The 25,006-nt window shown below is 64.9% G+C and carries 23 protein-coding genes; 9 read left to right on the forward strand and 14 right to left on the reverse strand.

The genetic code is table 11. The features are described from left to right. Positions 1-150: 150 nt before the first annotated feature. The 8 genes from gltX (at position 151) to Q0743_RS07435 (ending at position 9,387) form a co-directional block, all read left to right on the forward strand. Entirely contained in the window at positions 151-1,578 is a 1,428-nt protein-coding gene (gene gltX / locus Q0743_RS07400; RefSeq protein WP_298240911.1) for a glutamate--tRNA ligase, read from the forward strand. Between the two features lie 147 nt (positions 1,579-1,725). Further along, positions 1,726-3,030: a citrate synthase gene (gene gltA / locus Q0743_RS07405; RefSeq protein WP_298240912.1), complete on the forward strand. Its 1,305-nt coding sequence runs from the start codon at positions 1,726-1,728 to the stop codon at positions 3,028-3,030. A gap of 179 nt (positions 3,031-3,209) precedes the next feature. Continuing rightward, entirely contained in the window at positions 3,210-4,388 is a 1,179-nt protein-coding gene (locus tag Q0743_RS07410; RefSeq protein ID WP_298240931.1) for an ROK family transcriptional regulator, read from the forward strand. A gap of 58 nt (positions 4,389-4,446) precedes the next feature. After that, a complete protein-coding gene (locus Q0743_RS07415) occupies positions 4,447-5,733 on the forward strand; it encodes an ABC transporter substrate-binding protein (protein ID WP_298240913.1) in 1,287 nt (428 codons plus the stop codon). A 71-nt stretch (positions 5,734-5,804) separates the two neighbouring features. Continuing rightward, positions 5,805-6,653 (forward strand): carbohydrate ABC transporter permease, encoded by an 849-nt coding sequence (locus Q0743_RS07420; RefSeq protein ID WP_298240932.1) that lies wholly within the window; start codon positions 5,805-5,807, stop codon positions 6,651-6,653. Next, positions 6,646-7,503, forward strand: a complete 858-nt coding sequence (locus tag Q0743_RS07425; RefSeq protein WP_298240914.1) for a carbohydrate ABC transporter permease — start codon at positions 6,646-6,648, stop codon at positions 7,501-7,503. The genes Q0743_RS07420 and Q0743_RS07425 overlap by 8 nt, the downstream gene beginning before the upstream one ends. A gap of 10 nt (positions 7,504-7,513) precedes the next feature. After that, positions 7,514-8,623 (forward strand): ABC transporter ATP-binding protein, encoded by a 1,110-nt coding sequence (locus tag Q0743_RS07430; RefSeq protein ID WP_298240915.1) that lies wholly within the window; start codon positions 7,514-7,516, stop codon positions 8,621-8,623. Beyond that, a complete protein-coding gene (locus Q0743_RS07435; RefSeq protein ID WP_298240916.1) occupies positions 8,620-9,387 on the forward strand; it encodes an SDR family oxidoreductase in 768 nt (255 codons plus the stop codon). The genes Q0743_RS07430 and Q0743_RS07435 overlap by 4 nt, the downstream gene beginning before the upstream one ends. Before the next feature lie 138 nt (positions 9,388-9,525). Here Q0743_RS07435 and lpxB read toward each other — a convergent pair whose 3' ends face one another. The 3 genes from lpxB to lpxA are packed head-to-tail and all read right to left on the reverse strand — an operon-like array spanning position 9,526 to position 12,369. Next, the gene (gene lpxB / locus Q0743_RS07440; protein ID WP_298240917.1) at positions 9,526-10,704 is read right to left on the reverse strand and encodes a lipid-A-disaccharide synthase; all 1,179 of its coding nucleotides are present in this window, start codon (positions 10,702-10,704) and stop codon (positions 9,526-9,528) included. Further along, entirely contained in the window at positions 10,701-11,558 is an 858-nt protein-coding gene (locus Q0743_RS07445) for an LpxI family protein (RefSeq protein ID WP_298240918.1), read from the reverse strand. Before Q0743_RS07445 ends, lpxB begins: the two co-directional genes overlap by 4 nt. A gap of 19 nt (positions 11,559-11,577) precedes the next feature. Beyond that, the gene (gene lpxA, locus Q0743_RS07450) at positions 11,578-12,369 is read right to left on the reverse strand and encodes an acyl-ACP--UDP-N-acetylglucosamine O-acyltransferase (RefSeq protein ID WP_298240919.1); all 792 of its coding nucleotides are present in this window, start codon (positions 12,367-12,369) and stop codon (positions 11,578-11,580) included. Positions 12,370-12,544: 175 nt separating this feature from the next. Between lpxA and Q0743_RS07455 the strand changes: the two genes are divergently transcribed. Continuing rightward, on the forward strand, positions 12,545-12,868 hold the full coding sequence (locus tag Q0743_RS07455) for a KTSC domain-containing protein (RefSeq protein WP_298240920.1): 324 nt from the start codon (positions 12,545-12,547) through the stop codon (positions 12,866-12,868). A gap of 18 nt (positions 12,869-12,886) precedes the next feature. On the opposite strand, the gene fabZ is transcribed toward Q0743_RS07455, so the two are convergent. The 11 genes from fabZ to Q0743_RS07510 form a co-directional block, all read right to left on the reverse strand. Then, positions 12,887-13,348 (reverse strand): 3-hydroxyacyl-ACP dehydratase FabZ, encoded by a 462-nt coding sequence (fabZ, locus tag Q0743_RS07460; RefSeq protein WP_298240921.1) that lies wholly within the window; start codon positions 13,346-13,348, stop codon positions 12,887-12,889. After that, positions 13,345-14,412 carry a UDP-3-O-(3-hydroxymyristoyl)glucosamine N-acyltransferase gene (gene lpxD / locus Q0743_RS07465; RefSeq protein ID WP_298240922.1) on the reverse strand — a complete coding sequence of 356 codons (1,068 nt, stop codon included), beginning with the start codon at positions 14,410-14,412 and terminating at the stop codon, positions 13,345-13,347. The genes fabZ and lpxD overlap by 4 nt, the downstream gene beginning before the upstream one ends. A 128-nt stretch (positions 14,413-14,540) precedes the next feature. Beyond that, the gene (bamA, locus tag Q0743_RS07470; RefSeq protein ID WP_298240923.1) at positions 14,541-17,063 is read right to left on the reverse strand and encodes an outer membrane protein assembly factor BamA; all 2,523 of its coding nucleotides are present in this window, start codon (positions 17,061-17,063) and stop codon (positions 14,541-14,543) included. Positions 17,064-17,250: 187 nt separating this feature from the next. Then, entirely contained in the window at positions 17,251-18,402 is a 1,152-nt protein-coding gene (rseP, locus tag Q0743_RS07475) for an RIP metalloprotease RseP (protein WP_100179733.1), read from the reverse strand. A 44-nt stretch (positions 18,403-18,446) separates the two neighbouring features. Next, the gene (gene dxr / locus Q0743_RS07480) at positions 18,447-19,670 is read right to left on the reverse strand and encodes a 1-deoxy-D-xylulose-5-phosphate reductoisomerase (protein ID WP_298240924.1); all 1,224 of its coding nucleotides are present in this window, start codon (positions 19,668-19,670) and stop codon (positions 18,447-18,449) included. Between the two features lie 4 nt (positions 19,671-19,674). After that, positions 19,675-20,517 carry a phosphatidate cytidylyltransferase gene (locus Q0743_RS07485; RefSeq protein ID WP_298240925.1) on the reverse strand — a complete coding sequence of 281 codons (843 nt, stop codon included), beginning with the start codon at positions 20,515-20,517 and terminating at the stop codon, positions 19,675-19,677. Next, on the reverse strand, positions 20,514-21,272 hold the full coding sequence (locus Q0743_RS07490) for an isoprenyl transferase (protein ID WP_298240926.1): 759 nt from the start codon (positions 21,270-21,272) through the stop codon (positions 20,514-20,516). The genes Q0743_RS07485 and Q0743_RS07490 overlap by 4 nt, the downstream gene beginning before the upstream one ends. 101 nt (positions 21,273-21,373) lie before the next feature. Then, complete coding sequence (gene frr / locus Q0743_RS07495) at positions 21,374-21,937, reverse strand: ribosome recycling factor (protein WP_298240927.1); 564 nt, start codon at positions 21,935-21,937, stop codon at positions 21,374-21,376. Between the two features lie 67 nt (positions 21,938-22,004). Then, positions 22,005-22,721, reverse strand: a complete 717-nt coding sequence (gene pyrH / locus Q0743_RS07500; protein ID WP_097662471.1) for a UMP kinase — start codon at positions 22,719-22,721, stop codon at positions 22,005-22,007. 60 nt (positions 22,722-22,781) lie between these two features. Then, positions 22,782-23,705 carry a translation elongation factor Ts gene (gene tsf, locus Q0743_RS07505; protein ID WP_298240928.1) on the reverse strand — a complete coding sequence of 308 codons (924 nt, stop codon included), beginning with the start codon at positions 23,703-23,705 and terminating at the stop codon, positions 22,782-22,784. 133 nt (positions 23,706-23,838) lie between these two features. Continuing rightward, complete coding sequence (locus Q0743_RS07510; protein ID WP_298240929.1) at positions 23,839-24,834, reverse strand: 30S ribosomal protein S2; 996 nt, start codon at positions 24,832-24,834, stop codon at positions 23,839-23,841. Between the last annotated feature and the right edge of the window lie 172 nt (positions 24,835-25,006).

Genomic DNA, 25,006 nt, shown 5'->3' on the forward strand with positions numbered 1-25,006 from the left:
AAGTTTTGGAGCGTTCTCAAGTAGCTGTGTGCCAAATTCGCGTGGCTGAGCCAAGGGCTTAAGCACGTGCTTGAGGGACCGCTGCCGGGCTTTAGTTATGCTCCGGTCCTGTTATATACCACCGCTTCCAATGCATAGGCCCTGCCAAGAATGACCTCCCCCGTCGTCACCCGCTTCGCCCCCTCGCCGACCGGCTTCCTCCATATCGGAGGCGCCCGCACGGCGCTGTTCAACTGGCTCTATGCGAAGAAGCATGGCGGCAAGATGCTGCTCCGGATCGAGGACACCGACCGGGAGCGCTCCACCGAGGCTGCGATCGGCGCCATCCTCGACGGGCTGAAATGGCTGGAGCTCGGCTGGGATGGCGACGTCATCTACCAGTTCAGCCGCGCCGCGCGCCACCGCGAGGTCGCCGAGCAACTGCTCGCCGACGGCAAGGCCTATCGCTGCTACGCCACCGCCGAGGAGCTCACCGCGATGCGCGAGAAGGCGCGCGCCGAAGGGCGTACCCGCCTCTATGACGGCATGTGGCGCGACCGCGATCCGGCAACGGCGCCGGGCGACGTCAAGCCCACCATCCGCCTGCGCGCACCGCAGACCGGCGAAACCGTGATCGAGGACCAGGTGCAGGGCCGCGTGGTCTGGCAGAACGAGAACCTCGACGACCTCGTGCTGCTGCGCGGCGATGGCAACCCGACCTACATGCTCGCTGTGGTGGTCGACGACCACGATATGGGCGTCACCCATGTCATCCGCGGTGACGACCATCTGATCAACGCGGCCCGCCAGAAGCAGATCTACGATGCGATGGGCTGGACCCTGCCGAGCATGTCCCACATCCCGCTGATCCACGGCCCGGACGGCTCCAAGCTGTCGAAGCGCCACGGCGCGCTCGGCGTCGATGCCTACCGCGCCATGGGATCCCTCCCCGCCGCGCTCCGTAACTACCTCGTCCGGCTCGGCTGGAGCCATGGCGACCAGGAGATCTTCTCGACCGAGGAGATGATCGCAGCCTTCGACCTCGCCAGCGTCGGCCGCGCCGCCGCCCGCTTCGATTTCGCCAAGCTGGAAAACCTCAACGGCCACTACATCCGCCACGCCGACGATCAATCGCTCGTGAAGATGTTCGAGGACGTGCTCGACCATGTCGTGCCCGCCCGCGACGAGATTAAGGCCAAGTTAAACGACACCACCCGGGCACAGCTCGTCAAAGCCATGCCGGCGCTGAAAGAGCGCGCCAAGACGCTGCTCGAGCTGATCGACGGCGCCTATTTTATCTTCGCGGACCGGCCGCTGCAGCTCGACGCCAAGGCGCAAGCACTGCTGACGGAAGAGAACCGCAAGCTGATCGGCCAGCTTCATTCCGCGCTGGAGAAAGTCGAGACGTGGAGCGGCGCCACCACGGAAGCTGCGCTGCGCGCGTTTGCCGAGGAAAATAGTCTCAAGCTCGGCGCGGTCGCCCAGCCCTTGCGGGCGGCGCTGACCGGGCGGACCACGTCGCCTGGTATATTTGAGGTTTTGGACGTCCTGGGACGCCAGGAAAGCCTTGGCCGGCTTAAGGATCAGTCTACGACGTAAGTCGATCATGCGTGCGGCGATCTTGCAGCGCACACAGCAATAATATACCCATCTCCCCCGTACATTCTGGAACTTCCGGCCTGCCCCCAATGAACTTCCCAGGGGCCTCCGGCTCTGGCCCGTTTCACCACACATCGGGGACCTACGATGGACGCAAAACAAAGCAACAAGACCGCAACGCTGACGGTCGGAAACAAGAATTACGATCTTCCGATCTACAGCGGCAGCGTCGGACCTGATGTCATCGATATCGGCAAGCTGTACGGCCAGTCCGGCCTGTTCACCTACGATCCCGGCTTCACCTCGACCGCGAGCTGCCAGTCCAAGATCACCTATATCGACGGTGACGCGGGCGTGCTGGAATACCGCGGCTATCCGATCGAGCAGCTCGCCGAGAACGGTGACTTCCTGGAGACCTGCTATCTCCTGCTCTACGGGAACCTGCCGACCGCCGCCCAGAAGAAGGATTTCGACGACCGCGTGACCCGTCACACGATGGTGCACGAGCAGATGGCCCGCTTCTTCCAGGGCTTCCGCCGCGACGCCCATCCGATGGCCGTGATGGTCGCTTCGGTCGGCGCGCTCGCTGCGTTCTACCACGACTCGACCGACATCAACGATCCCAAGCAGCGCATGATCGCTTCCATGCGCATGATCGCGAAGATCCCGACGCTGGCGGCGATGGCCTACAAGTACACGGTCGGCCAGCCCTTCGTGTATCCGAAGAACTCGCTCTCCTTCGCCGAGAACTTCCTCAACATGTGCTTCGCCGTGCCGTGCGAGGACTACAAGATCAACCCGGTGCTCGCTGACGCGCTGGACAAGATCTTCATCCTGCACGCCGACCACGAGCAGAACGCCTCGACCTCGACGGTGCGTATCGCCGGCTCCTCGGGTGCCAACCCGTTCGCCTGCATCGCCGCCGGCATCGCCTGCCTCTGGGGCCCGGCGCATGGCGGCGCCAACGAAGCCGCGCTCGCGATGCTCGCCGAGATCGGCACCGTGGACAAGATCCCCGAGTTCATCGCCAAGGTGAAGGACAAGAACTCCGAAGTCCGCCTCATGGGCTTCGGTCATCGCGTCTACAAGAACTACGATCCGCGCGCCAAGATCATGCAGAAGATGTGTCACGCCGTGCTCAAGGAGACCGGCCATGGCGACGATCCGATGCTGAAGGTGGCGCTCGAGCTCGAGAAGATCGCGCTCAGCGACCAGTACTTCATCGACCGCAAGCTGTACCCGAACGTCGACTTCTATTCGGGCATCACGCTGAAGGCGATGGGCTTCCCGGTCTCGATGTTCACCGTGCTGTTCGCGGTCGCCCGCACCGTCGGCTGGATCAGCCAGTGGAGCGAGATGATCGAGGATCCGCAGCAGAAGATCGGCCGTCCGCGCCAGCTCTACACCGGCGTCACCAAGCGCGACTACGTGCAGATGAAGGATCGCAAGTAAGATCTCAGCCGATACGGCTTTCGGAACGGCGCCATCGCAAGATGGCGCCGTTTTTGTTGGGCAGTGCTGTTCCACGTTGCTGCCGCGCACAACAACAAGTCCATGCTTTGCGCCGGCGAACGCTTGACAGCAGAAACGCTCCGCGCGCATTCTTACACTAAGTAAGAATGACGACAGGGATGGAAATGCCGGAGCAGCCGAGAAGTCGGCGGCAGACGCGCGCTGCCATTTTGACTCATCTGCTTCAGTCGGGCGGCTCGTTTCGCCCGCCTCTGGCCAAGGCCGTGCGGCTGTCGGAAGCGAGCCTGTCGCGCATCCTGTTTGACCTCAAATCCGAGGGCCTGATCGAGGAGGTGCGGCGCCCTGCCCCTTACGTCGGCGGCCCGACCGGCCTCGTGTCGCTCGATGGCTCGGTTGCGCTCGCGGCGTTTGAGCTGACCGCACAGCATCTCAGCGTCGGCGTCGGCAGCCTGTCGGGGGAGCTGCGCTACACCGAGCGCGTGCCGCTGCCGAAGACACAGACCGTCGAGACCGTCGGCCGTGCGTTTCGCGAAGCCATGACATTGCTGCGCGACTGGACGCGGCGCCGCCGGATCACGCTGTCCCAGATCGGCGTCTCCATTCCCGGCCTCGGCCGTCTCAGCATCTCGGCCAATCCGATCATCCCTTGCGACGTCGGACGCATCAATGGCATGTTCGTCGAGATGTTCGCCGACGTGCCGCTCGAATTCACCAATTCGGTCGTCGCGCACGCCACGTTCCATCGCTCCCGCACGGAAAACTATCCGTTCAACGACGCCCATCTGTTCGTCCTGGTCAGCCAGGGCGTTGCGGGCACCTGGATGGACGATCCAACCGAGGCCGACGCGCTCCAGCCGGTCGAGCTCGGCCACATGGTGTTCGGCCCCGACGGGCCACGTTGCCGCTGCGGCCACCACGGCTGCGTCGAGGCCTACACGTCGCTTCCCGCCGTGGCCGGGCTCCTCGGCGTTGCCGAGACCGAATTGCTCCGGCTCGGCAGCGACTGGGTGAACACGATCCCGCTCACCTCGCGCGTGCGCCAGGAGCTGCGCCGGCGCCTGTTCCGCCTTGGCCTTGCGGTCGGCAATACACTGAACGTGAAGCCGTGTAGCGGCGTTGCGATCAGTGGCTGGCCGTCGCTGCTCGCCGACGACGATCGCAACGCCGTGATCGAGGGCATCGACGCGTGCCTGCTGGGCGGACGCAAATTGGCGCAGGTGTCCCTCGCCTTCGTGCCGCCGTCGACCGGCAACGATCCGCAGGCAGCCCTCGCCTTCGCCGCCTTCTGTCTCGCCAGCCGTGGCGGCATGCCCGCCACCTCGACGGAGGCCGCCTGACATGCGCTGAACCCGAACGTTCACATGCGCGAAAGACTTCACACCGGGAGGAACTGCCATGCCGATCACAACAACAAGGCGTCGTCTGCTCGCTGGATCCGTTGCCACGCTCGCATTGCCGGCCTTTGCCCGCGCGCAAGGCGCCGTCAAGCCGCGCCTCACCGCCATCTCGCAATGGTCCGCGGGCAGCGATGGCGCAGCCATCACCGCACTCGGCAAGAAGTTCGAGGAGAAGGGCGGCGTGTGGCAGCACTCGCCCGTCCCCGGTTTCACCACCGAGATGATGAACAAGCTGCGCGCCCAGATCATGGCAGGCGATCCACCGGCCTGCTCGCAGCTCAAGGGTCCCGAGATTGCAGCCTGGTCGAAGATTGCCCCGACCGTCGATCTCGATGCGCTCGTCGCCGCCGCCGGCTACGAGAAGGTCGTGGCGCCAGACCTTGCGAAACTGCACAAGCCGGGCGGCAAATGGATCGCGCTGCCGCTGCAGATCTACAGCACCAACATGCTGTTCCTGTCCAAACGCGCGATGGACAAGGCCAAGGCCGACAAGATCCCGGTCACATGGGCTGACTTCAACGACCTCGCAGAAAAGATGAAATCGGGCGGCGTCCCCTTCCCCGTCGCCAACGGCGGCACCCGCCCCGACGACGGGCAAAAATTCGAAGCTGCTCTCGCCAGCATCAGCCCGCTCGCCTATCGCGCCGCCATCATGAATCTCGAGAAGAAGGCGCTGGAGGGTCCGGAGATCAAGGCCGCGTTCGCGCAGGTACGCAAGATCGCCGACTGGATGGACCCCAATGTCGGCGCCCAGCACTTCTCGACCAATCTGAAGCGCTTCGTCGACGGCGACATGGGCATGATGATCATGGGCGGCTGGGCGCAGGGCGTGTTGCGCAATGCCGGCTTCAAGTTCGAGGACTTCACCATTGCGCCGGGCCCGAGCGACAACGGCAAGCCGGTGTTCCTGCTCAATGCCGACGCCTTCATCTTCTGGCAGCGCAAGGAGGCGGACCTGCAGGCCGGCCAGACGCTGATGGCCCAGCTCGTCATGGATCCGGCGATCCAGACCATGTATTCGCAGATCACGGGATCGATCCCCGTGCGCACCGACGTCGACCTGTCCGGCGAAGGCTGGTCGGAGGGTCAACGCACCACCGCAAAAGCCCTGAAGGACGCCATCGCCAGCAACCAGGCCGTGCTCAGCATGGCGCACAACATGGCGCAGGAAAACGGCATGACGGCCGCGATGATCGATGTGATCACGGAATACGTGAAGAACAAATCGATCAAGCCGGAGCAAGCGGCCACTCGTCTTGCCGAGGCCATCGAGGGCGCACGTTGAGCAAAGCCGCCGCGTTAAGACCGGGCCCGCCGTCGCTCCCTGAATGGGTGCGCCGGCTGCCCGAATATCTGATGATCTGGGTGCCGCTGCTGCTGTCAGCCGCGCACCTCGTATCGTTCTCGCTGTGGACGATCTGGATTTCGTTCACGCCGTCGACGCTGGTTCCTGTGACGGGCTGGGTGGGCTTGCGCAACTATTCGGCGGTCGCGGCGTCGCGGAACTGGCAGATCGCCTTCGACAATCTGCTGCTGTTCGGCTGCGCCTTCGTGGTGTTGAGCGCGGCGACCGGCCTCATCCTCGCGATCCTGCTCGATCAGCGCATCCGCGGCGAGAACGTGCTGCGATCGATCTTCCTCTATCCCCTCGCAGTGTCGTTCGTGGTCACCGGCACGGTCTGGAGCTGGCTGCTCAATCCCGGCCTCGGCATCCAGAAGCTGGTCCACGATCTCGGCTGGACCACGTTCAGGTTCGACTGGCTGATCGACCGAGACATGGCGATCTGGACCATCGTCATCGCTGCGATCTGGCAATCCTCGGGCTTTGCCATGGCGCTTTTCCTCGCCGGCCTTCGCTCCGTCGACGCCGACATCATCAAGGCCGCACAGATCGACGGCGCCGGGCCGGTCCGAATCTACCGACGCATCATTCTGCCGTCGCTGTGGCCGATCACCATCACGGTGGTCGTGATCCAGCTGCAGTTCGCGATTTCGACCTTTGACCTCGTCCGCGCGCTCACCAATGGAGGTCCGGGAATCGCGACCCAGCTGCCGGCTCTTGTCGTCTACGACTTGATGTTCCAGCGCAGCCTGCTCGGCCGGGGCGCCGCGGCGGCGGTGCTGATGCTGCTCATTCTTCTCGCGGTGCTGCTCCCGTATGCGGCCTGGCGGTATATCCAGCGACGGCGGGCCGCTCATGCGTGACCGTACCTTCGCCCCGAGCCGGATCTGGATCTATCTCGTCGTCTCACTGATCGCCGCAGCCTGGCTCGCGCCGCTGATCGTCGTCGTTCTGAACTCGCTGCGGACCAACGAGGAGATCGCACAGGGGTCGATGATCGGCTGGCCGCAGCATCTGGCCTGGGCCAATTACGCCGCAGCCTGGAGCGGCTTCTGCGTCGCCGAGACCTGCGCCGGCATCCGGCCCTACATGCTGAATTCCGCGCTGGTCACGATCCCCGCGACCATCTTCTCGACCCTGCTCGGTGCGATCGCCGGATACGCCGTGTCGCTCTGGCGCTTTCGCGGCGACACCTGGATCTACGGCATCGTTACGCTCGGCCTTTTCCTGCCGCAGCAGATGCGCCTCTTGCCCTGGACCATCGTGCTCAGGGACATCGGCCTCATCAACACGCTGGCGGGCCTCGTCTTGATCCACACCATCCAGGGGCTGTCCTTCACGACCCTGTTCTGCCGGAACTACTACGTTGCCATTCCCCATGAATTGATCCGGGCCGCGCGGATCGACGGCGCCGGATTCTTCCGCATCTTCTGGCGCATCATCCTGCCACTGTCCGGGCCGATCCTGATCGTCACCGTGATCTGGCAGTTCACCCATATCTGGAACGAGTTCCTCTATGGTGTGACGTTCACCAACGGCCAGCAGCAACCGGTCACGGCCGCTCTCATCGCCCTTTCCGCCGCCGTCGCCGATATCCCGCAGCATGGCGTGCAGAGCGCGGCGGTGATCATCGCCGCGCTGCCCACGCTGCTGATCTATCTCCTCGGCGGCAAATACTTCGTCCGCGGCCTGACTGCCGGGGCCGTGAAATGATGGAGACCTCATGGCAGCCCTGAGCATCCGCGCCCTGTCCAAGCGCTACGCCAATCTGGAGGTGCTGAAGGACATCGCGCTCGACATCGAGAGCGGCGAATTCACCGTGCTGGTCGGACCGTCCGGCTGCGGCAAGTCCACCCTGCTCAACATCGTCGCCGGGCTCGACCGTCCGAGCGCCGGGACGATCGAGATCGGCGGGCGCGTCGTCAACAATGTCGCGCCGAAGGACCGCGACATTGCCATGGTGTTCCAGTCCTACGCGCTCTATCCGTCCATGACGGTGCGGCAGAACATCACTTTCGGCATGGAATGCCGGCACGTGCCCAAGGCGGAGCAGGACGCCGCGGTTGCAAACGTCGCAAAGCTGCTTCAGATCGAGCCCCTGCTCGCCCGCAAGCCGTCGCAGCTCTCCGGCGGCCAACGCCAGCGTGTCGCGATGGGGCGCGCGCTGGTCCGCGATCCCCTGCTCTTCCTGTTCGACGAGCCGCTCTCCAATCTCGACGCCAAGCTGCGCGTCGAGATGCGGATGGAGATCAAGCGGCTGCACCAGCGCATCGGCGCCACCATCGTCTATGTCACCCACGACCAGATCGAGGCCATGACGATGGCGACGCGAATCGCCGTAATGCATCAGGGCCGCGTGCAGCAATTCGCCGATCCCGACACCGTGTACCGTTATCCCGCCAATCTGTTCGTCGCCCGCTTCATGGGCTCGCCGCCGATGAACACGATGCGGGCCCGGCTCGAGAGCGACAAGGACGGGCTGGTGGCCGTGATCGGCGCAGGCCGGCCGGACGAAATCCGCCTGCGCCTGAGAGACTATGACGGCGCGGCGCCCTTTGTCGGACGCGACGTCGTGGTCGGCATCCGGCCGGAATGCATTGCCGAGGGCAGCCGCGCGTTTTCAGGAGAAGCGCCTGTCCTCGTCGAAGCGCCGGTGGACATGGTCGAGCCGACCGGTGCCGAGACCATGGTGTCGCTGCGCCTCGGGGGCGAACCCGCAATGGCGCGGATCTCGCCCGATATCCGTCCCGCGCCGGGCACATCCGCCTCCTTCGCGCTCGACACCCGCCGCGTTTGCCTGTTCGACCCCGAAACGGAGCGACTGATCGCATGACCACGACGACCTATTCGAGCCTCGCAGACCGCGTGGTGCTGATCACCGGCGGCGCCAGCGGCATCGGTGCCGCCTTCGTGCGCGCCTTCGCCGCCCAGCGCGCCCGCGTCGCGTTCCTCGATATCGACCAGGCGGCCGGCGCCGCGCTGGCCGCGGAAGTCGTCGCCGCATCCAATACGGCGCCGCTGTTCGTGCCCTGCGATCTCCTGGATATCGACGCCCTGCGCGCCGCCATGGCAGACGTGCAGCGAAAGCTCGGCGACGCCGCGGTGCTCGTCAACAATGCCGCCAATGACCAGCGTCAGGTGCTGGCTGAGGTGACGCCCGTCGAGTTCGACTGGATGACCGGTGTCAACTTCAAGCACGTCTTCTTTGCCGCGCAAGCGGTGGTGCCGCAGATGAAGGCGCGCGGCGGCGGCTCGATCATCAACATGTCCTCGATCGCCTGGATGCGCGGCGCGCCGGCGCTGCCCGTCTATGCCGCAGCGAAGGCGGCCGTCGTCGGCTTCACCAACTCTCTGGCGCGATCGGTCGGCCCCGACCGCATCCGCGTCAACGCGATTGCGCCCGGCATGGTAATCACCGAACGGCAGCGCCGGCTGTGGTATCCGGACGAGAAAGTCATCACCGAGATGCGCGCGCGTCAGGCCGTTCCGGATGCCGTCACGCCCGAGGACATCGCCAATATGGCGCTGTTCCTCGCCTCCGACGAAAGCCAGCGCATCACCAGCCAGTGTTTCCGTGTGGATGCGGGGATGGCGTAGAGCATGATGGGCCACACTGTCGCAACGTCCAAGGTGTCGTAGGGTGGGCAAAGCGAAGCGTGCCCACGAATTCTTCTTATCGCAACGAATCGTGGGCACGGCGCGACGCGCCTTTGCCCACCCTACGGGACCGTCGTCTTATCGCCGCCCCTTCCGCATCGTCGCGAGCACGATGTCGGCTGCGAGCACGCTCGGTGACTTGTTGCCGGTCGACATGATCTGATCGAGCTGGGCAAAGGCCTCGACCTGCTGCCGCCGCAGCGGAGTGTCCGTCAGCAGCTCCGCCAGCGCCGGCGTCAGCTTCTCCGGTATGCACTCCTCCTGCAAATACTCCGGAATCACGTCCTTGCCGATCACGAGATTGGCGAGGATCACCGAGGAGACACGGATCGCGCGGCGCAGGATGAAGGCCTCGATCGCACCGACGCGATAGGTTGTCACCATCGGGATGCCCGACAGCGCGAGCTCCAGCGTCACCGTGCCCGACTTGGCCAGCGCCGCGCGCGCGATGCGGAAGGCGGCGCGCCGCTCGTTTTCGCCGATCACGATCTGCGGCTTGACCGGCCAGTCCGCGATTCCTTCGCGGATGGTGGCTTCGAGATGCGGCATGGTTGGCAGCATCAGTTCGAAGGCGTGGCCTTCCGCCTGCAAGCGGGCGAGCGTCGCGCCGAACACGTCGAGATGGTGGCGGACCTCGCTGCGGCGGCTGCCGGGCAGCACCAGCAGCACCGGCGGCTCAGCATCGCGGCGCGCCTGCTCCTCGGCGTTCGGCCGCAGCGACGACAATTGTTCGACCAGGGGATGGCCGACATAGCTGCAGGGCGGTCCGCCGAGCTTGCGGTATTCCTCGGGCTCGAACGGCAACAGGCCGAGCACATGGTCGACATAGCCGAGCATGGTCCGCGCCCGTCCCGGCCGCCACGCCCAAAGCTGCGGCGAGACGTAATCGATAACAGGGATCGCGGAATTCTTTGCGCGCACGCGGCGGGCGACGCGATGGGTGAAATCCGGGCTGTCGATGATGACGAGCGCGTCGGGCGCCGCCTCCAGCACGGCGTCCGCGGTGTTGCGGATCAGCCCCAGGATCTTCGGCAATTGCTGCACCACCGCGGCGAAGCCGACGATCGACAGTTCCTCGATCGGAAACAGCGATTCGAGTCCCTCGCGCGCCATGGTGCGGCCGCCGACGCCGACGAACTCGACGCCGTCGCCGAGCCGCTGACGCAGCACCTTCATCAAGGCGCTGCCGAGCCGGTCGCCGGATTCCTCCGTGGCGATCAGGAAGATCTTGCGCTGGGGATCGCGCGACTGCATCACGCCGGCAGGCCGATGATGAAGAGATATTTCGCGTCGGCAAGCGCGATCATCGCCTGCGGCTCGGCGGCGATGGTGTTGCCGGCGATGACGGCGATACCCGCAAGCCCGGCGGCCGCGACGCCCTCGATGGTGCGCGGGCCGATCGTCGGCAGATCGAAGCGCAAATCCTGGCCGCTCTTCGGCGCCTTCACCAGCACGCCGCGGCCGGCAGCCGCGCGAATACGTCCCTCCTCGCGCAGCCGCGCGACGCGCGCGAGCAGCGCGTCGGTGCCCTCGATGTCCTCGACCGCCACGACATGGCCGTCGATCACCACCGCGGCCTGGCCGATGTCGAACGGGCCGAGCGCGGTCAGCACCGCACGGCCGCGCGCGATGTCGGCCTTGGCATTATCATTCGGCCAGGCACGGCTGATGCTGCCCTCGGGCATCAGCAGATCGGGCGCCACGTCCTTGATGCCGACCATGCGAAAGCCGTCCTGCTCGAGGATGCGACCGACGCCGGACAACAGATGATCGTCACCGCCGCGAAAGGCGCGGATGACGTTGCCGAGCAAGCGCAGCGTCTTGACGTCGAACCGGATCTCCGAGAGCGAGGGCCGCACCAAGGTGCCGATGAAGATCAGATCGCGGCACCCCTCCTCGCGAAACAGCCGCATCGCGCGACCGAGCTGGCCGACCGAGATCCAGCGGTGACGGAATTGCTCCACCCGCGTCGGATCGCAGGCACCTCGAAGGGGAAACAGCACCGGCGTGATGCCGCGGGCGGCGAGCGAGTCGGCGACCGCGAACGGCATCGCCCCGCCGCCGGCGACGATGCCGACCGGCGATGAGAGCTCCGAAGCCGCTGATGTCATGCCCGCGGCCATCCCAAAATCACTTCGCGATGGCGGGAAGGCAGAGCGGGCGCTTGCCCTTGCCGATGAAGTCGAGAATCTCGGCGATCGCCGGATCTTCGCCCGCGAGCGGCCGGGAGGCCTCCAGCCGCTCGGCGAAGGTGCCGGGGCCATGGAAGAGTTTCTGGTAGAACCCACGCACGGTCGCCAGCCGCTGCTTGGTGAACTTGCGCCGCTTCATGCCGATCAGGTTGAGGCCTTCCAGCACGGCGTACTGGCCATTGACCAAGCCGAACGGGATGATGTCGTCGCGGACGCCGCACACGCCACCGACCATGACCTGCGGGCCGATGCGGGTGAACTGATGCACGGCGGACAGGCCGCCAATGAAGACGAAGTCGCCGATCTCGCAATGACCGCCGAGCGTCGCTGACGTTGCGAAGATCACGTCATTGCCGACGTGGCAGTCATGGCCGACGTGGCTGCAATTCATGAAGTAGCCGCGATCGCCAACCGTGGTAATGCCGCCGCCGGCGACGGTGCCGGCGTTCATCGTGACGGATTCCCGGATGGTGCAGCCCGAGCCGATTCGGAGCTTTGTCAGCTCGCCTCGATAGCTGAGCGACTGCGGCGGGGTGCCCAGCGAAGCAAAGGGATAGATGGTGCAATCGTCACCGATCGTCGTCTGCGCGGTGACGTGCACATGCCCGATCAGCTTGCAGTTGGCACCGATCACGACGTTCGGGCCGATGATGCAAAACGGGCCGATCTCGGTGCCCTCGCCGATCACGGCGCCGTCCGCGATCCGTGCGGTGGGATCAATCTTGCTCATCAAGCAATCTTACTCGTTAGGAAGCTCTGATTATGTGTTGAAGTCGCTCGGTTTTCCGGTGGTTAGCGCGACTTTGCCCGATCTGTCCAGTGACGTATCATCTCGCCGTGTTTCAAGTATCGGATGAGGCGGCCGTCCCGGTTCGCCAGCAAGTTCATGTGGAGCTTCAGCACTCGTGGTCAGGGCCTTGGCACTCCTGCTCGCACAGCTTGCGGCCGCGCCGATCGTGTCCGAGACGGTCGAGACCAACGATCGCGGCGCCATCGACCTCGCGACATTCGAATGCCGCGACATCAATCGCAGCACGGTGCTTCGGCGTGTCTGCTACGACCGCGCACAGCACGATCTCGTCGTCGCGACCAGCGGCGGCTACACGCGCTATTGCGGCGTCGCGGCCGAGACGGTCGACCGCCTTCTGGGCGCGCCGTCGATGGGCCAGTTCTACAACCGGCATATCAGGCGCGAGGCCGCCGGCGGCCGCTACGACTGCAGCGCGTGAGACTGGTCCGCGGCCGCTTCAGTCCGTCAGCATGGCGCCGACGTCGGCTTCCGCGACGACCACGCCGTTGACCTTGGCGTCGCCGTGAAACCACCACATGGCCTTGCGGCGGCCGAGCGAGCGCATGTGATACTCGATGGTATCACCCGGAAGCACCGGCTTGCGGAACTTGCACTTGTCGATGGTGAGGAAATACACCGCCCGCGGCTTCTCGGTGCCTTCGACCGACTTGATGCCGATCACGCCCGCCGTCTGCGCCATCGCCTCGATCATCATGACGCCAGGATAGACCGGGCGCTCCGGGAAATGTCCCTGGAAGGCCGGCTCGTTGAAGGTGACGTTCTTGATGCCGATACCGCTGTAGTCGGCGCGGATGTTGATCACGCGGTCGATCAGCAGCATCGGAAAGCGGTGCGGCAGGGTCTGGAGGATGGCGTTGATGTCCACCAGCTCGAACTTAACAGGTGATTCCGACGTCATTCCCGTCCCTCGTCCTTCGGATCGGCCTTGCTGTCCCGCACCAGGCGCTCCACCGCGATAATTTCCTTGAACCATTGCTTGGTCGGCTTGGCAAAGAAGCCACCCCAGCGACCACCAGGCGGGATGTCGTCCTTGACCCCACTCATCGCAGTGACCTGCGCGCCGTCGCCGATCTTGAGGTGGTTGTTGATGCCAACCTTTGCTCCCAGCGCCACGTTGTCGCCGATCGTCAGGCTGCCCGCGAGGCCGATCTGGGCCGCCAGCAGACAATTCCGGCCGATCGTCACATTGTGGCCGATCTGGACCTGATTGTCGATTTTGGTGCCCTCCCCGATCACGGTGTCGCGCAGGGACCCGCGGTCGATGGTGGTGCCGGCGCCGACCTCCACATTGTTCTGGATCAGCACGCGGCCGGTCTGGGGCACCTTCAGATGGCCCTCGGGGCCGAAGAAGATGAAGCCGTAGCCGTCCTGCCCGATCGAGCAGCCGGGATGGATCAGCACGTTGTTGCCGATCAGGGCGCACTGGATGGCGCTGCGGGCGCCGACATTGCAGTCCCGGCCGATCTTGACGCCGGGGCCGATGACCGCGCCGGCGCCGATCACGGTGCCGCTGCCGACCTCAACGTCCGCGCCGATGACCGTCAGCGGTTCCACGATGACGTCGTCCTCGAGCCTGGCCGAAGGGTCGATGATGGCCGAAGGCGCAATGCCCTCGATGCCGAACCAGGATTGCGGACGCAGCGCATCGCCGTGCCATTCCCGCGCGATTCCGACAAAGGCCCGGAACGGCTGGGCCACCCGCAGCACGGCCACATGGGCAGGCACCTGGGCCTCGAAGCGTGGGCTCACCAGGCACGCCCCGGCCCGGGTCGCCCTGAGCTCATCGGCGTATTTGAGGTTGTCGAAAAACGCCAGATGCATCGGGCCGGCTTCGTCGAGCGAAGCAAGGCCCGTGATGACGCGCTCGCCCCTTGCGGGGTCGACCAGCTGCGCCTTGGTCAGAGCGGCGATCTCGGCCAGCGTTGAGGCCGGCGGCTTTTTGAAGAAGGTCGGCTGCGCCATTCCACCCCGTCGCGGTCCGGCTTCGGCATGAAGCGGTCAGGCCGCATCATGCCTTATCTCATGGATTGAGCACGATCTTTTTGAAGACCGGCCCCAACTGGGGGCCGGCGCATGCCCTGCTGATCGAATTAGAACGTGGTGCCGCCGCCGAACCGGAATTCCTGCGTACGGTCGTACTTGCCCTTGCTGAGCGGCACGGCGTAGTCGAAGCGCAGCGGACCGAACGGGGACTGCCAGATCAGGCCGACGCCCACCGACGATCGAACCACCTTGCTATCGTCATAGACGAGGCCGGTACAGGTTCCGGTGCTCGACGGATTGATGGTCGAGGGGATACAGCCGGGCGCATTGACTTCGTTCGTCGTCGTCCAGCTCGTCGGTCCCTTATAGTCGTAGAGACCGCCGGCATCGGCATAGACCGCGCCCTTCAGACCCACTTCCTTCGGCAGGAACCAGAACGGCATCTGCAGTTCGAGCGAAGCGCCCCAGTATTTGGTGCCGCCGAGCGCGTCCTGCGTGCCGAACGGGTTCAGGTCGCGCGGGCCGATGCCGTTCGGGGCAAAGCCGCGGACGAGGTTCGGGCCCATCTGGAAGTGATCGAGCATGCGCAGATCGCTGCCGATCTTGTTCAGCATGCCGCTCTGCACGCGGACGAGGCCGACGATGTCGGAGACCAGCGGCGTATAGTACTTCGCATCGATCACCGACTTCAGATAGGAGACGTCGCCGCCGACGCCGGCGAAATCCTGGCGGAAGTCGACGAGCAGACCGTCGGTCGGGTTCTTGTTGTTGTCCAGCGTGTTGTAGGTCAGCGTATAGCCGAGCGCCGAGGTCAGGGTCTTGCCGTTGGCAAGCTCCTTGCGCACCGGGAGCGAGGCTTCACCGTCGCTGTAGCAGCCGAGCGGCGACGTGTTCGCGCCAATTGGATTGCCGGCGGCAATGAAGGCCGGGCTCGGGTTGTAGTTGGCATCCCCGATGTTGTTGTTACAGTTCGCCAGATAGCTCGGCAGCGTGATTTCCTGCTGATAGATCGAGTAGCGCAGCTGGAGCGCCAGATCTTCACGCAGGGAGAAGCCGAGGCGCGGCGAGAAGCCGAGCGTCTTGGTACCGTAGGAGATGTAGCTGTTGGACAGCTGCTGGCGCTGATAGAGGTCGAGGCCGAGCGCGACGCGGTAGTCGAGCAGATACGGCTCGACGAACGACAGCGAGTAGCCGCGAGCATACTGACCGTAGGTCACCGCCGCCTTGGCGAACAGGCCCCGGCCGAGCAGGTTGCGCTCGGAGACCGAGACTTCGGCCAGCGCGCCGTCCGTGGTCGAGTAACCGCCCGAGATCGAGAAGTCGCCGGTCGATTTCTCTTCCATGTCGACGACCAGGATCACGCGATCGCTCGAGGAGCCCGGCTCCGTCGTGATCTTGACGCTCTTGAAATAGTCGAGGTTCTTCAGGCGCCGTTCGGCGCGGTCGACCAGCGCGCGGTTGTAGGCATCGCCCTCGGAGATGTCGAACTCGCGGCGGATCACGTAGTCACGCGTGCGCGTGTTGCCGCGCAGGTTGATGCGCTCGATATAGGTGCGCGGGCCTTCGTCGATGTTGAACACGACGGAGACGGTGTGCGCCTCGAAATTACGGTCGCCGCCCGGCCGAACCACGGCGAAGGCATAGCCGCGGCGCGAGGCCTCGATCTGCATCTCCTCGACCGACTTCTCGACCGACTCGACGTTGTAGAGCGAGCCGGCATACACGCGCGAATAGCCGCGCAGCGAGGACGGATCGAAGTTCGGAATGCTGGAGCGGAAGTCGACCGAACCGACGCGGTATTGAGACCCTTCCTCGATCTTGAAGGTGACGTTGAAGCCCTTCTTCTCCGGATCGTATTCGGTGAGCGCAGCGACGACCTGGACGTCGGCGAAACCGTGCTTGAGATAGAAGCGGCGGATCAGGTCGCGGTCGGCTTCGACGCGGTCGGGATCGTAGATGTCGCCGCTGGCCAGGAAGCTCAGGAGGTTCGATTCGCGCGTCTTGATGACGTCCCGGAGGCGGTAGGACGAGAACGCGTTGTTGCCGACGAACTCGATCGACTTGACGCCGGTCTTGGCGCCCTCCTCGATCGTGAAGATCAGGTCGACGCGGTTGTTCGGCTGCTCGATGATCTCGGGCGTGACGCGCACGTCGTAGCGGCCGGACCGGCGATAGATTTCGGCGATTCGCAGCGTGTCGGACTGCACCATGGCACGCGAGAAGGTGCCGCGGGCCTTGGACTGGACTTCAGTGGTGAGCTGCTCGTCCTTGATCTTCTTGTTGCCCTCGAAGGCAATGCGGCCAATCACCGGGTTTTCCACCACGGAGACGATGATCTGGCCGCCGGAACCGCGGTTGATTCTGACGTCCTGGAACAGGCCGGTCTCGATCAGTGCCTTGAGGCCGTCATCGACGGCGGCCTGATCCAGGCGGCCGCCCGGGCCCGGCTTGAAATAGGAGCGGATCGTCTCCACCTCGACGCGGCGATTCCCTTCGACGGAAATCGACTGAACCGTCTGGGCGAACGCAGACGAAGACACGAAAACAGCCCCGACCGGGGCAATCACCGGCGCGCCGAACATGATCAGGGTTGCGAGCAAGCCCCCCCGGAGTCGCAGTCCAAACTTCATGCGCAACGCGCCCTTATCATTCCGTGCCAGACCCAACCCCAACGCCGGTCCGGAGATTCCCCAAGTTCAGGCCGCTTGTAGCCAATTTCACCGACGCCGCAAACGGCCGAAAGCGCCGTAATTCCAATTTCATTCCAAGACGTTGCTGATCAGCAACGCCATAAGGCACGCCACAAAAAAGCCCCTATCAGGAAGCCGCCATCCGCAGGATGTCGTTGTAGGTCGCAAACACCATCAACATCAGCACCAAACCGAGGCCGATTCGGAACCCCATCTCCTGGGTCCGCTCGGACAGGGGCCGACCGCGAACCACTTCCGCCGCGTAGAACATCAGGTGGCCGCCATCGAGCAACGGGATCGGGAACAGGTTCAACAGGCCGATCGACACCGACAGCACTGCGCACAAATTGATCACGAACTGGAACCCGGCGCTGGCCGCCTGCCCGGACATCTTCGCGATTCCCAGGACGCCACTGACCTCGTTGGGATTTCCCTGCCCGACGAACAGCGAGCCCAGGAACTTGAAGGTGCTGGTAATAATGAACCAGACCTGCTCGACCCCGATCTTGAGCGCCTCGCCGACACCGACCGGTGCGGTCGAAGCCTCGCCGGCCTGCGACTTGTGCTCGACGCCGAGCACACCGAGACGGTGGCTGTTGCCGAACGGATCCTTGCGCTCGAGCAGCGCCGGCGTTGCGGTCAGCGAAACGATCGCGCCGTCCCGCTTCACCTGGAAGGCAAGCGCCGAACCCGCATTCATCGCAACGATTCGCTGCATGTCAGCAAAGCTCTCGATCGGCTTGCCGTCGATCTGGACGACGACATCCCCGATCTTGAACCCGGCCGCCGCCGCGGCTCCATCGGCGACGACGCCGTCAACCCGGGCGATCGTGCTCGGCTTGCCGTAATACAGCGCCATGCCGGCGAAGATCAGCGCGCCCAGGATGAAATTGGCAATTGGGCCGGCCGCGACGATGGCGGCGCGCGGACCGACCTTCTTGTGGTGGAAGCTGCCGGCGCGCTCCTCGGCCGTCATGGCCGCGAGCGTCTGGGCCGATGGGGTCGAGGCTTCGCTCTCGTCGCCGAAAAACTTGACGTAGCCGCCGAGCGGGATCGCCGAGATCTTCCAGCGGGTGCCGTGGCGGTCGTTGAAACCGACCAGCTCAGGTCCGAAACCGAGCGAAAAGGTCAGGACACGAACGCCCGCCCAGCGCGCGACCAGAAAATGGCCGAGCTCATGGAAGAACACGACGATCGTCAGGACGAACAGGAAGGGAACCGCATAACCCAAGACCCCATGGCTCAACGCATTGAAACTATGGGTAAAAAAGTCAATCATCGAATTCCCTCATCCAGCGCCGCAAGGCCCTGGCCCCGAACCATCTAGGATGCCTTTAAGGCAATTTGAGGCAATAGGGCGGCAGCTTTATTTCGCGCAACATGGTCAACAGAGATTGCATCATCGGCTGAGGTCATGGGCGCCTGGTTCCCGCTGCGGACCCAGTCGTCCAGAGTTGCCTCCACCAGCCGGGCAATCGCGCCGAACCGGATCTTGCCGGCGATGAACGCGGCGACCGCAACCTCGTTAGCGGCGTTGTAGACGGTGGTCGCCCCCTTCCCGGTCCGGAGCGAATCGAAAGCCAGGCGAAGCCCGGGGAAGCGCTCGAAGTCCGGCGCCTCGAAGGTGAGCTGACCGATCTTGGCGAGGTCCAGCTTCGCCGCCGGCCCCTTGATCCGGTCGGGCCAGCCGAGGCAATGCGCAATCGGCGTGCGCATGTCGGGGGCGCCGAGCTGGGCCATCACCGAACGGTCGGAGAACTCGACCATACCGTGGATGATGGACTGCGGATGCACGAGCACGTCGATCTCGTCGGGCGCAAGCGCGAACAGATAGGAGGCCTCGATCACCTCGAGCCCCTTGTTCATCATCGAGGCGGAATCGATCGTGATCTTCTGGCCCATGCTCCAGTTCGGGTGCTTCAGGGCCTGCTCCAGCGTGGCCTGCTCGATATCGGCGGGCTTCCAGGTGCGGAACGGGCCGCCCGAGGCCGTGATGATGACGCGGACCAGCTCGTCGCGATTGCCCGAGGCCAGGGCCTGGAACAGCGCGTTGTGCTCGGAATCGGCCGGCAGGATGCAGGCACCCGCCTTGGCCGCGCGCTGCATGAAGAAATCGCCGGCGCAAACCAGGCATTCCTTGTTGGCGAGCGCGACATGGGCGCCGCGATCGACGGCGGCCAGCGCCGGCTTCAACCCGGCAGCGCCGCTCACGGCGGCCATCACCCAATCGGCCGGACGCGCGCCGGCCTCGATCACCGCGCTTTCGCCGGCGCCGCATTCGGTGCTCGTTCCCGCCAGCGCGGCCTTCAGCTCGGCGAGCTTGGAGGTGTCGGCGACCGCAACGTAACGGGCGGAAAATTCCTTCGCGAGCTTCGCGAGGCCCGCGACGTTGCCATTCGCCGTCAGCGCCTCGACGCGATAGCGCTCGGGCGAGGCGCGCAGCAGATCCATCGTGCTGTCGCCGATCGAGCCGGTGGCGCCGAGAACCGTGACGCTGCGGACGGACGACGCCGCAGCCTTGTTGTTACGCAATGGGACTGCGCTCATATCCTCACCAAACCATAAGACCGCTTCCGGCGCTATGCACACCATGGCGGAGAAAGCCGATAATCCATGCCACCAGGATGGCGGCGACAAAACCGTCCAGGCGGTCCATAAGCCCGCCATGGCCGGGAATTAAGTGACTGGAATCCTTGACGCCGAAGCGCCGCTTCACTGCGGATTCGAACAGATCGCCCGCCTGCGAGACGACCGACAGGACCGCGCTGATCAGCAGCAGCGGAACCGCCTTCCCGATCCCGCAAGCGGCAAAACCGGCGGCAACCACGAGGCTCGCCACAAAGCCCCCGAGCGCGCCGGCCCAGGTCTTCTTCGGGCTCACGCGCGGCCAGAGCTTCGGCCCGCCGATGCTGCGGCCGGCGAAATAGCCGCCGATGTCCGTCGCCCACACCACGAGCAGCACGAACATCAGCGCGGAGAAGCCGTTGACGAGATCCTTCCGGACCAGGATCGAGGCCAGCAGCGCAGCCGCGGCATAGGCAAATCCGGTCGCCGCCCAAACGAACTTGCCGCGCGCGATCAGCGTCACGATCGCGCCGCCGACGAGGCCGACGATGACGGAGGTCTTGAGCCCGCCGAAGGCGACGGCGGCGCCCATCATGGCGATGACGACCGTCCCTGCCCCGGTCAACGCGGCGGAGCCTGCGCCGACCACCGTCAGCCATTCTGCAAACAGCCCGATCGACACCAGGGTGACGAGCAGCACCCACAGCCAGCCACCGGCGTAAGCGATCGCAATGGTGAGCGGCGCCAGCACCAGCGCTGCGAGGACCCGCATCACCAGATTGCTCGGGGCAGGCTTTGCGCCCGCCGGTGCGGAATCGTGTTCGCTCACGAGGCGGTTTTCGCGACCAGGCCGCCGAAACGGCGCTCGCGCCTGGCGAATTCGGCGATTGCGCTCTCCAGCGCCGCCTTGTCGAAATCGGGCCAGTGGATCGGCACGAACACGAGCTCGCTATAGGCGGCCTGCCACATCAGGAAATTGGACAGGCGCTGCTCGCCGCTGGTGCGGATGATGAGATCGGGATCTGGAATGTCGGGTGCATCGAGATGCGCACCGAGCGTTTCGGCGTCGATCGTCGCAGGATCGCGCTTTCCCTCCGCGATCTCGCGCGCCAGCTTCTGCGCCGCCTTCGCGATCTCCTGCCGCGAGCCGTAATTGAAGGCGACGACCAGCGTGAGGCGCGTGTTGTCGCGCGTCAGCTCCTCGGCCTCGTTGAGCAGCGCGCAGATGTCGCTTTCCAGCCCCTCGCGCTCGCCGATGATGCGAACCTTGACGCCGTCACGGTGCAGGCTGGCCAGATCGTTGCGGATGAAGCGGCGGAGCAGGCCGAAGAGATCGCCGATCTCGCTCGCCGGGCGCGACCAGTTCTCCGAGGAGAAGGAGAAGATGGTGAGATAGCGGATGCCGAGCTCGTGCGAGGCCCGCACCACACGGCGCAGAGCCTCGACGCCGCGGCGATGCCCCTCCGCACGCGGCAGACCGCGCGCGGCCGCCCAACGCCCGTTGCCGTCCATGATGATGGCGACATGCGCGGGCGCCTCGGACCGATCGGGTCCTTCCGTGGCAGGCGCGGCGGCGTTGGACATTGAAGGTGGCCTCAAAGCATGATCCGGAAAAGTGCGAAGCGGTTTTCCGAAAAGATCATGCGCAAACAATAACCTAAAGCGCGATGACCATTCATCGCGCTTTAGACGGTGAGAATTTCTTTTTCCTTGGCGGCCAGCAACTGGTCGATCTCGGCGATGGTGCCGTCGGTCGCCTTCTGCACCTCGTCGGCGTGTCGCTTCTGGTCGTCCTCCGACATCTCGTGATTCTTCTCGAGCTTCTTGAGGACGTCGAGACCGTCGCGGCGGACGTGGCGCGCAGCGACCTTGGCGGCTTCCGCGTATTTATGCGCGACCTTCACCAGCTCCTTGCGCCGCTCCTCGTTGAGTTCAGGGATGCGCAGGCGCAGCACCTGGCCTTCGGTCGCGGGCGACAGGCCGAGATTGGAATCGACGATCGCCTTCTCGACCGCCTTGACCATCGACTTGTCCCAGACCTGCACCGAGATCAGGCGCGGTTCGGGCACGCTGACGGTCGCGAGCTGGTTGAGCGGCATGTGGCTGCCATAGGCATCGACCTGCACCGGATCGAGCATCGAGGCGGAGGCGCGCCCCGTCCGCAGGCCGCCCAGCTCGTGCTTGAGCGAGGCGACGGCGCCCTGCATGCGGCGCTTCACTTCGTTGAGGTCGAAATTACCCGTGGACATCACGTTTCTCCTTCAAATCCCGGCGACCGCTCCCGCGCCCTTCCCTTCGGGCGCGCCAGATCAGCCATCAGCCGGCGACAATGGTTCCGTGGCCGACGCCGCGTAGAATCGCGCCGATCGACCCCGGCTCCGCGATCGAGAATACGATGATAGGCAGCGACGTCTCGCGGGCAAGCGCGAAGGCGGTCGCATCCATCACCTTGTAGCCACCCTCGATCGCCTGCGAATGGGTCAGCCGGTCAAATCGCGTGGCGGACGGATCCTTCTTCGGGTCGGCCGAGTAGACGCCGTCGACATTGGTCGCCTTCAGCACCGCCTGGGCGCCGATCTCGGCGGCGCGCAGCACCGCGGTCGTGTCGGTGGTGAAGAACGGATTGCCGGTCCCGCCGCCGAGCAGCACGATGCGGCCCTCGGCGAGATATTTGTGCGCCGCAGTGCGGGTGAACAGCTCGGAAATCTCGGGCATGACGAAGGCCGACAGCGTCCGCGCCGGCGTGCCCTTGCGCTCGATCGCCGCTTCCAGCGCGAGGCAGTTCATCATGGTGGCGAGCATGCCCATGGTGTCGCCGGTCGGCCGCGACACGCCACGGGCCGAGACCTCGACGCCGCGCACGATATTGCCGCCGCCGATCACGACCGCGACCTCGGTGCCGAGCTTGCGGGCCGCGATCACATCGTCCGCAACCCGGTCGACGGTCGTCTGATCGATGCCAAAGCCTTGCTGCCCCGCGAGATATTCGCCGGACAGCTTGATCACGACGCGACGATAGACCGGATCAGTCATGAGCACTTTCCTTGTCCGGGCGCCGCTTCCGGCGGCGCGCCGGAAGGATCGTTCCGGCGCTTACTTCTTGCCGCTGGCTGCGGCGACTTCGGCTGCGAAGTCGCTTTCCTGCTTCTCGATTCCCTCACCGAGAGCATAGCGCACAAAGCCGGCGATCTTCACAGCGCCGCCGACCTTGCCCTCGGCCTCCTTCACCGCCTGCGCCACCGACTTGCCGGTGTCGTGGATGAAGGCCTGCTCAAGCAGACAGACTTCCTTGTAGTAGGTCTTCAGACCGGACTCGACGATCTTCTCGATCACGTTCTCCGGCTTGCCCTGCTGGCGATACTTGTCCGCAAGCACGTCCTTCTCGCGCTTGACGACCGCCGGATCGAGACCGGACGGATCGAGCGCCAGCGGATTGGCGGCCGCGACATGCATCGCGATCTGGCGGCCGAGCGCAGCGAGCTCGTCGGCCTTACCGGGCGATTCCAGCGCCACGATCACGCCCATCTTGCCAGCGCCGTCGATGACGGCACCGTGGATGTAGTGCGCGACGACGCCCTGGCTCACTTCGAGCGAAGCGGCGCGGCGCAGCGTCATGTTCTCGCCGATGGTGGCGATTGCGTCGTTGATCGCGGCTTCCACCGTGACGTCACCGACCTTGGCGGCCTTGATCTTCTCGACGTCGGCACCGGCATCGAACGCGACCTGCGCGACCATCTTCACCAGGCCCTGGAACTGGCCGTTGCGCGCGACGAAGTCGGTCTCGGAGTTGACCTCGACCACGACGCCCTTGTTGCCCTTGGTGAGCGCGCCGATGAGGCCCTCGGCCGCGACGCGGCCGGACTTCTTGGCGGCCTTGGACAGGCCCTTCTTGCGCAGCCAATCCTGCGCCGCTTCCATGTTGCCGTCGTTTTCGGTCAGCGCGGCCTTGCAGTCCATCATGCCCGCGCCGGTCGACTCGCGCAGGTCCTTGACCATCGCAGCTGTGATCGTTGCCATCGTTGAAAATCCTTTGTGCCTGCCGGTTTACCGCGGCGTGGCATCCAATTGCCCCGCCGCGGTCCATCTCAGGAATTCGCGTCAACTGAAATGGTGGCCGGATCCTATCCGGCCAACCCATCGCTCTTTTTGACTATTCCGCTTCCGCGGTCAGCGCCTTGGCCTTGGCCACCCAGGCATCCGCACGGCTCGGCAGACCGACTTCTTCGCCGATCGTGTGCGCGGTGTCGTGGTCGAGCTCGGCGAGCTGCCAGTAGTGGAAGATACCGAGGTCGTTGAACTTCTTCTCGATCGCACCCGAGACGCCCGGAAGCTTCTTGAGATCGTCGGCGGTGCCGCGGGGACCCGCAAGGCCCTGGAAGCCGCTCGAGGACGCCGCCGGCAGCTCTTCGGCGAGCGGACGGGTCGAGGCACCGATGTCGATACCCGAATCGCCCTGGGCGCGCGAGATGCCGTCGATCGCGGCACGCGCGATCAGGTCGCAATAGAGCGCGATCGCACGGCCGGCGTCGTCATTGCCGGGGACCACATAGGTGATGCCCTTCGGGTCGGAATTGGTGTCGACGATCGCGGCGACCGGAATGTTGAGGCGCTGGGCCTCCTGGATCGCGATGTCTTCCTTGTTGGTGTCGATCACGAAGATCAGGTCGGGCAGACCGCCCATGTCCTTGATGCCGCCGAGCGAGCGGTCGAGCTTGTCGCGCTCGCGCTGAAGCGTCAGGCGCTCCTTCTTCGTGTAGGAATTGGCTTCGCCGCCCGAGAGCACGTCGTCGAGGTGACGCAGGCGCTTGATCGAGGCCGAGATCGTCTTCCAGTTGGTCAGCGTGCCGCCGAGCCAGCGCGAATTGACGAAGTACTGCGCGCAGCGCTTGGCCGCGTCAGCAACGCCGTCCTGCGCCTGGCGCTTGGTGCCGACGAACAGGATACGGCCGCCCTTGGCGACGGTGTCGCTGACGGCCTGAAGGGCCGTGTGCAGCATCGGCACGGTCTGTGCGAGGTCGACGATGTGGATGTTGTTGCGCGCGCCGAAAATGAACGGAGCCATTTTCGGATTCCAGCGGTGAGACTGGTGGCCAAAGTGCACGCCAGCTTCGAGCAGCTGACGCATAGTGAAATCGGGCAGTGCCATCGTTCTAATTCTCCGGTTGGTTCCTCCGGAAGCGTGTGAGCAAAACAGAGCGTTGTCGCCCCGGTTGCCACCGGACGGCCTTGCGAGCCATGCTTCCGTGTGAGATGGCGCGCTATATAGCGCGATTTCGGCCAGAAGCAAGGAAATAAGGGCCTCTCGGCGGCGGATTTCG

It is taken from the genome of uncultured Bradyrhizobium sp., from assembly GCF_936943645.1.
In the GTDB taxonomy this organism is placed as follows: domain Bacteria; phylum Pseudomonadota; class Alphaproteobacteria; order Rhizobiales; family Xanthobacteraceae; genus Bradyrhizobium.

Bases quoted from the DNA above. Each gene is read 5' to 3' on its own strand.
- gltX (WP_298240911.1), top strand. From the start codon at position 151: ATGACCTCCCCCGTCGTCACCCGCTTCGCCCCCTCGCCGACCGGCTTC.
- gltA (WP_298240912.1), top strand. From the start codon at position 1,726: ATGGACGCAAAACAAAGCAACAAGACCGCAACGCTGACGGTCGGAAAC.
- Q0743_RS07410 (WP_298240931.1), top strand. From the start codon at position 3,210: ATGGAAATGCCGGAGCAGCCGAGAAGTCGGCGGCAGACGCGCGCTGCC.
- Q0743_RS07415 (WP_298240913.1), top strand. From the start codon at position 4,447: ATGCCGATCACAACAACAAGGCGTCGTCTGCTCGCTGGATCCGTTGCC.
- Q0743_RS07420 (WP_298240932.1), top strand. From the start codon at position 5,805: ATGATCTGGGTGCCGCTGCTGCTGTCAGCCGCGCACCTCGTATCGTTC.
- Q0743_RS07425 (WP_298240914.1), top strand. From the start codon at position 6,646: ATGCGTGACCGTACCTTCGCCCCGAGCCGGATCTGGATCTATCTCGTC.
- Q0743_RS07430 (WP_298240915.1), top strand. From the start codon at position 7,514: ATGGCAGCCCTGAGCATCCGCGCCCTGTCCAAGCGCTACGCCAATCTG.
- Q0743_RS07435 (WP_298240916.1), top strand. From the start codon at position 8,620: ATGACCACGACGACCTATTCGAGCCTCGCAGACCGCGTGGTGCTGATC.
- Q0743_RS07445 (WP_298240918.1), bottom strand. From the start codon at position 11,558: ATGACATCAGCGGCTTCGGAGCTCTCATCGCCGGTCGGCATCGTCGCC.
- lpxA (WP_298240919.1), bottom strand. From the start codon at position 12,369: ATGAGCAAGATTGATCCCACCGCACGGATCGCGGACGGCGCCGTGATC.
- fabZ (WP_298240921.1), bottom strand. From the start codon at position 13,348: ATGACGTCGGAATCACCTGTTAAGTTCGAGCTGGTGGACATCAACGCC.
- lpxD (WP_298240922.1), bottom strand. From the start codon at position 14,412: ATGGCGCAGCCGACCTTCTTCAAAAAGCCGCCGGCCTCAACGCTGGCC.
- bamA (WP_298240923.1), bottom strand. From the start codon at position 17,063: ATGAAGTTTGGACTGCGACTCCGGGGGGGCTTGCTCGCAACCCTGATC.
- rseP (WP_100179733.1), bottom strand. From the start codon at position 18,402: ATGATTGACTTTTTTACCCATAGTTTCAATGCGTTGAGCCATGGGGTC.
- dxr (WP_298240924.1), bottom strand. From the start codon at position 19,670: ATGAGCGCAGTCCCATTGCGTAACAACAAGGCTGCGGCGTCGTCCGTC.
- Q0743_RS07490 (WP_298240926.1), bottom strand. From the start codon at position 21,272: ATGTCCAACGCCGCCGCGCCTGCCACGGAAGGACCCGATCGGTCCGAG.
- frr (WP_298240927.1), bottom strand. From the start codon at position 21,937: ATGTCCACGGGTAATTTCGACCTCAACGAAGTGAAGCGCCGCATGCAG.
- pyrH (WP_097662471.1), bottom strand. From the start codon at position 22,721: ATGACTGATCCGGTCTATCGTCGCGTCGTGATCAAGCTGTCCGGCGAA.
- tsf (WP_298240928.1), bottom strand. From the start codon at position 23,705: ATGGCAACGATCACAGCTGCGATGGTCAAGGACCTGCGCGAGTCGACC.
- Q0743_RS07510 (WP_298240929.1), bottom strand. From the start codon at position 24,834: ATGGCACTGCCCGATTTCACTATGCGTCAGCTGCTCGAAGCTGGCGTG.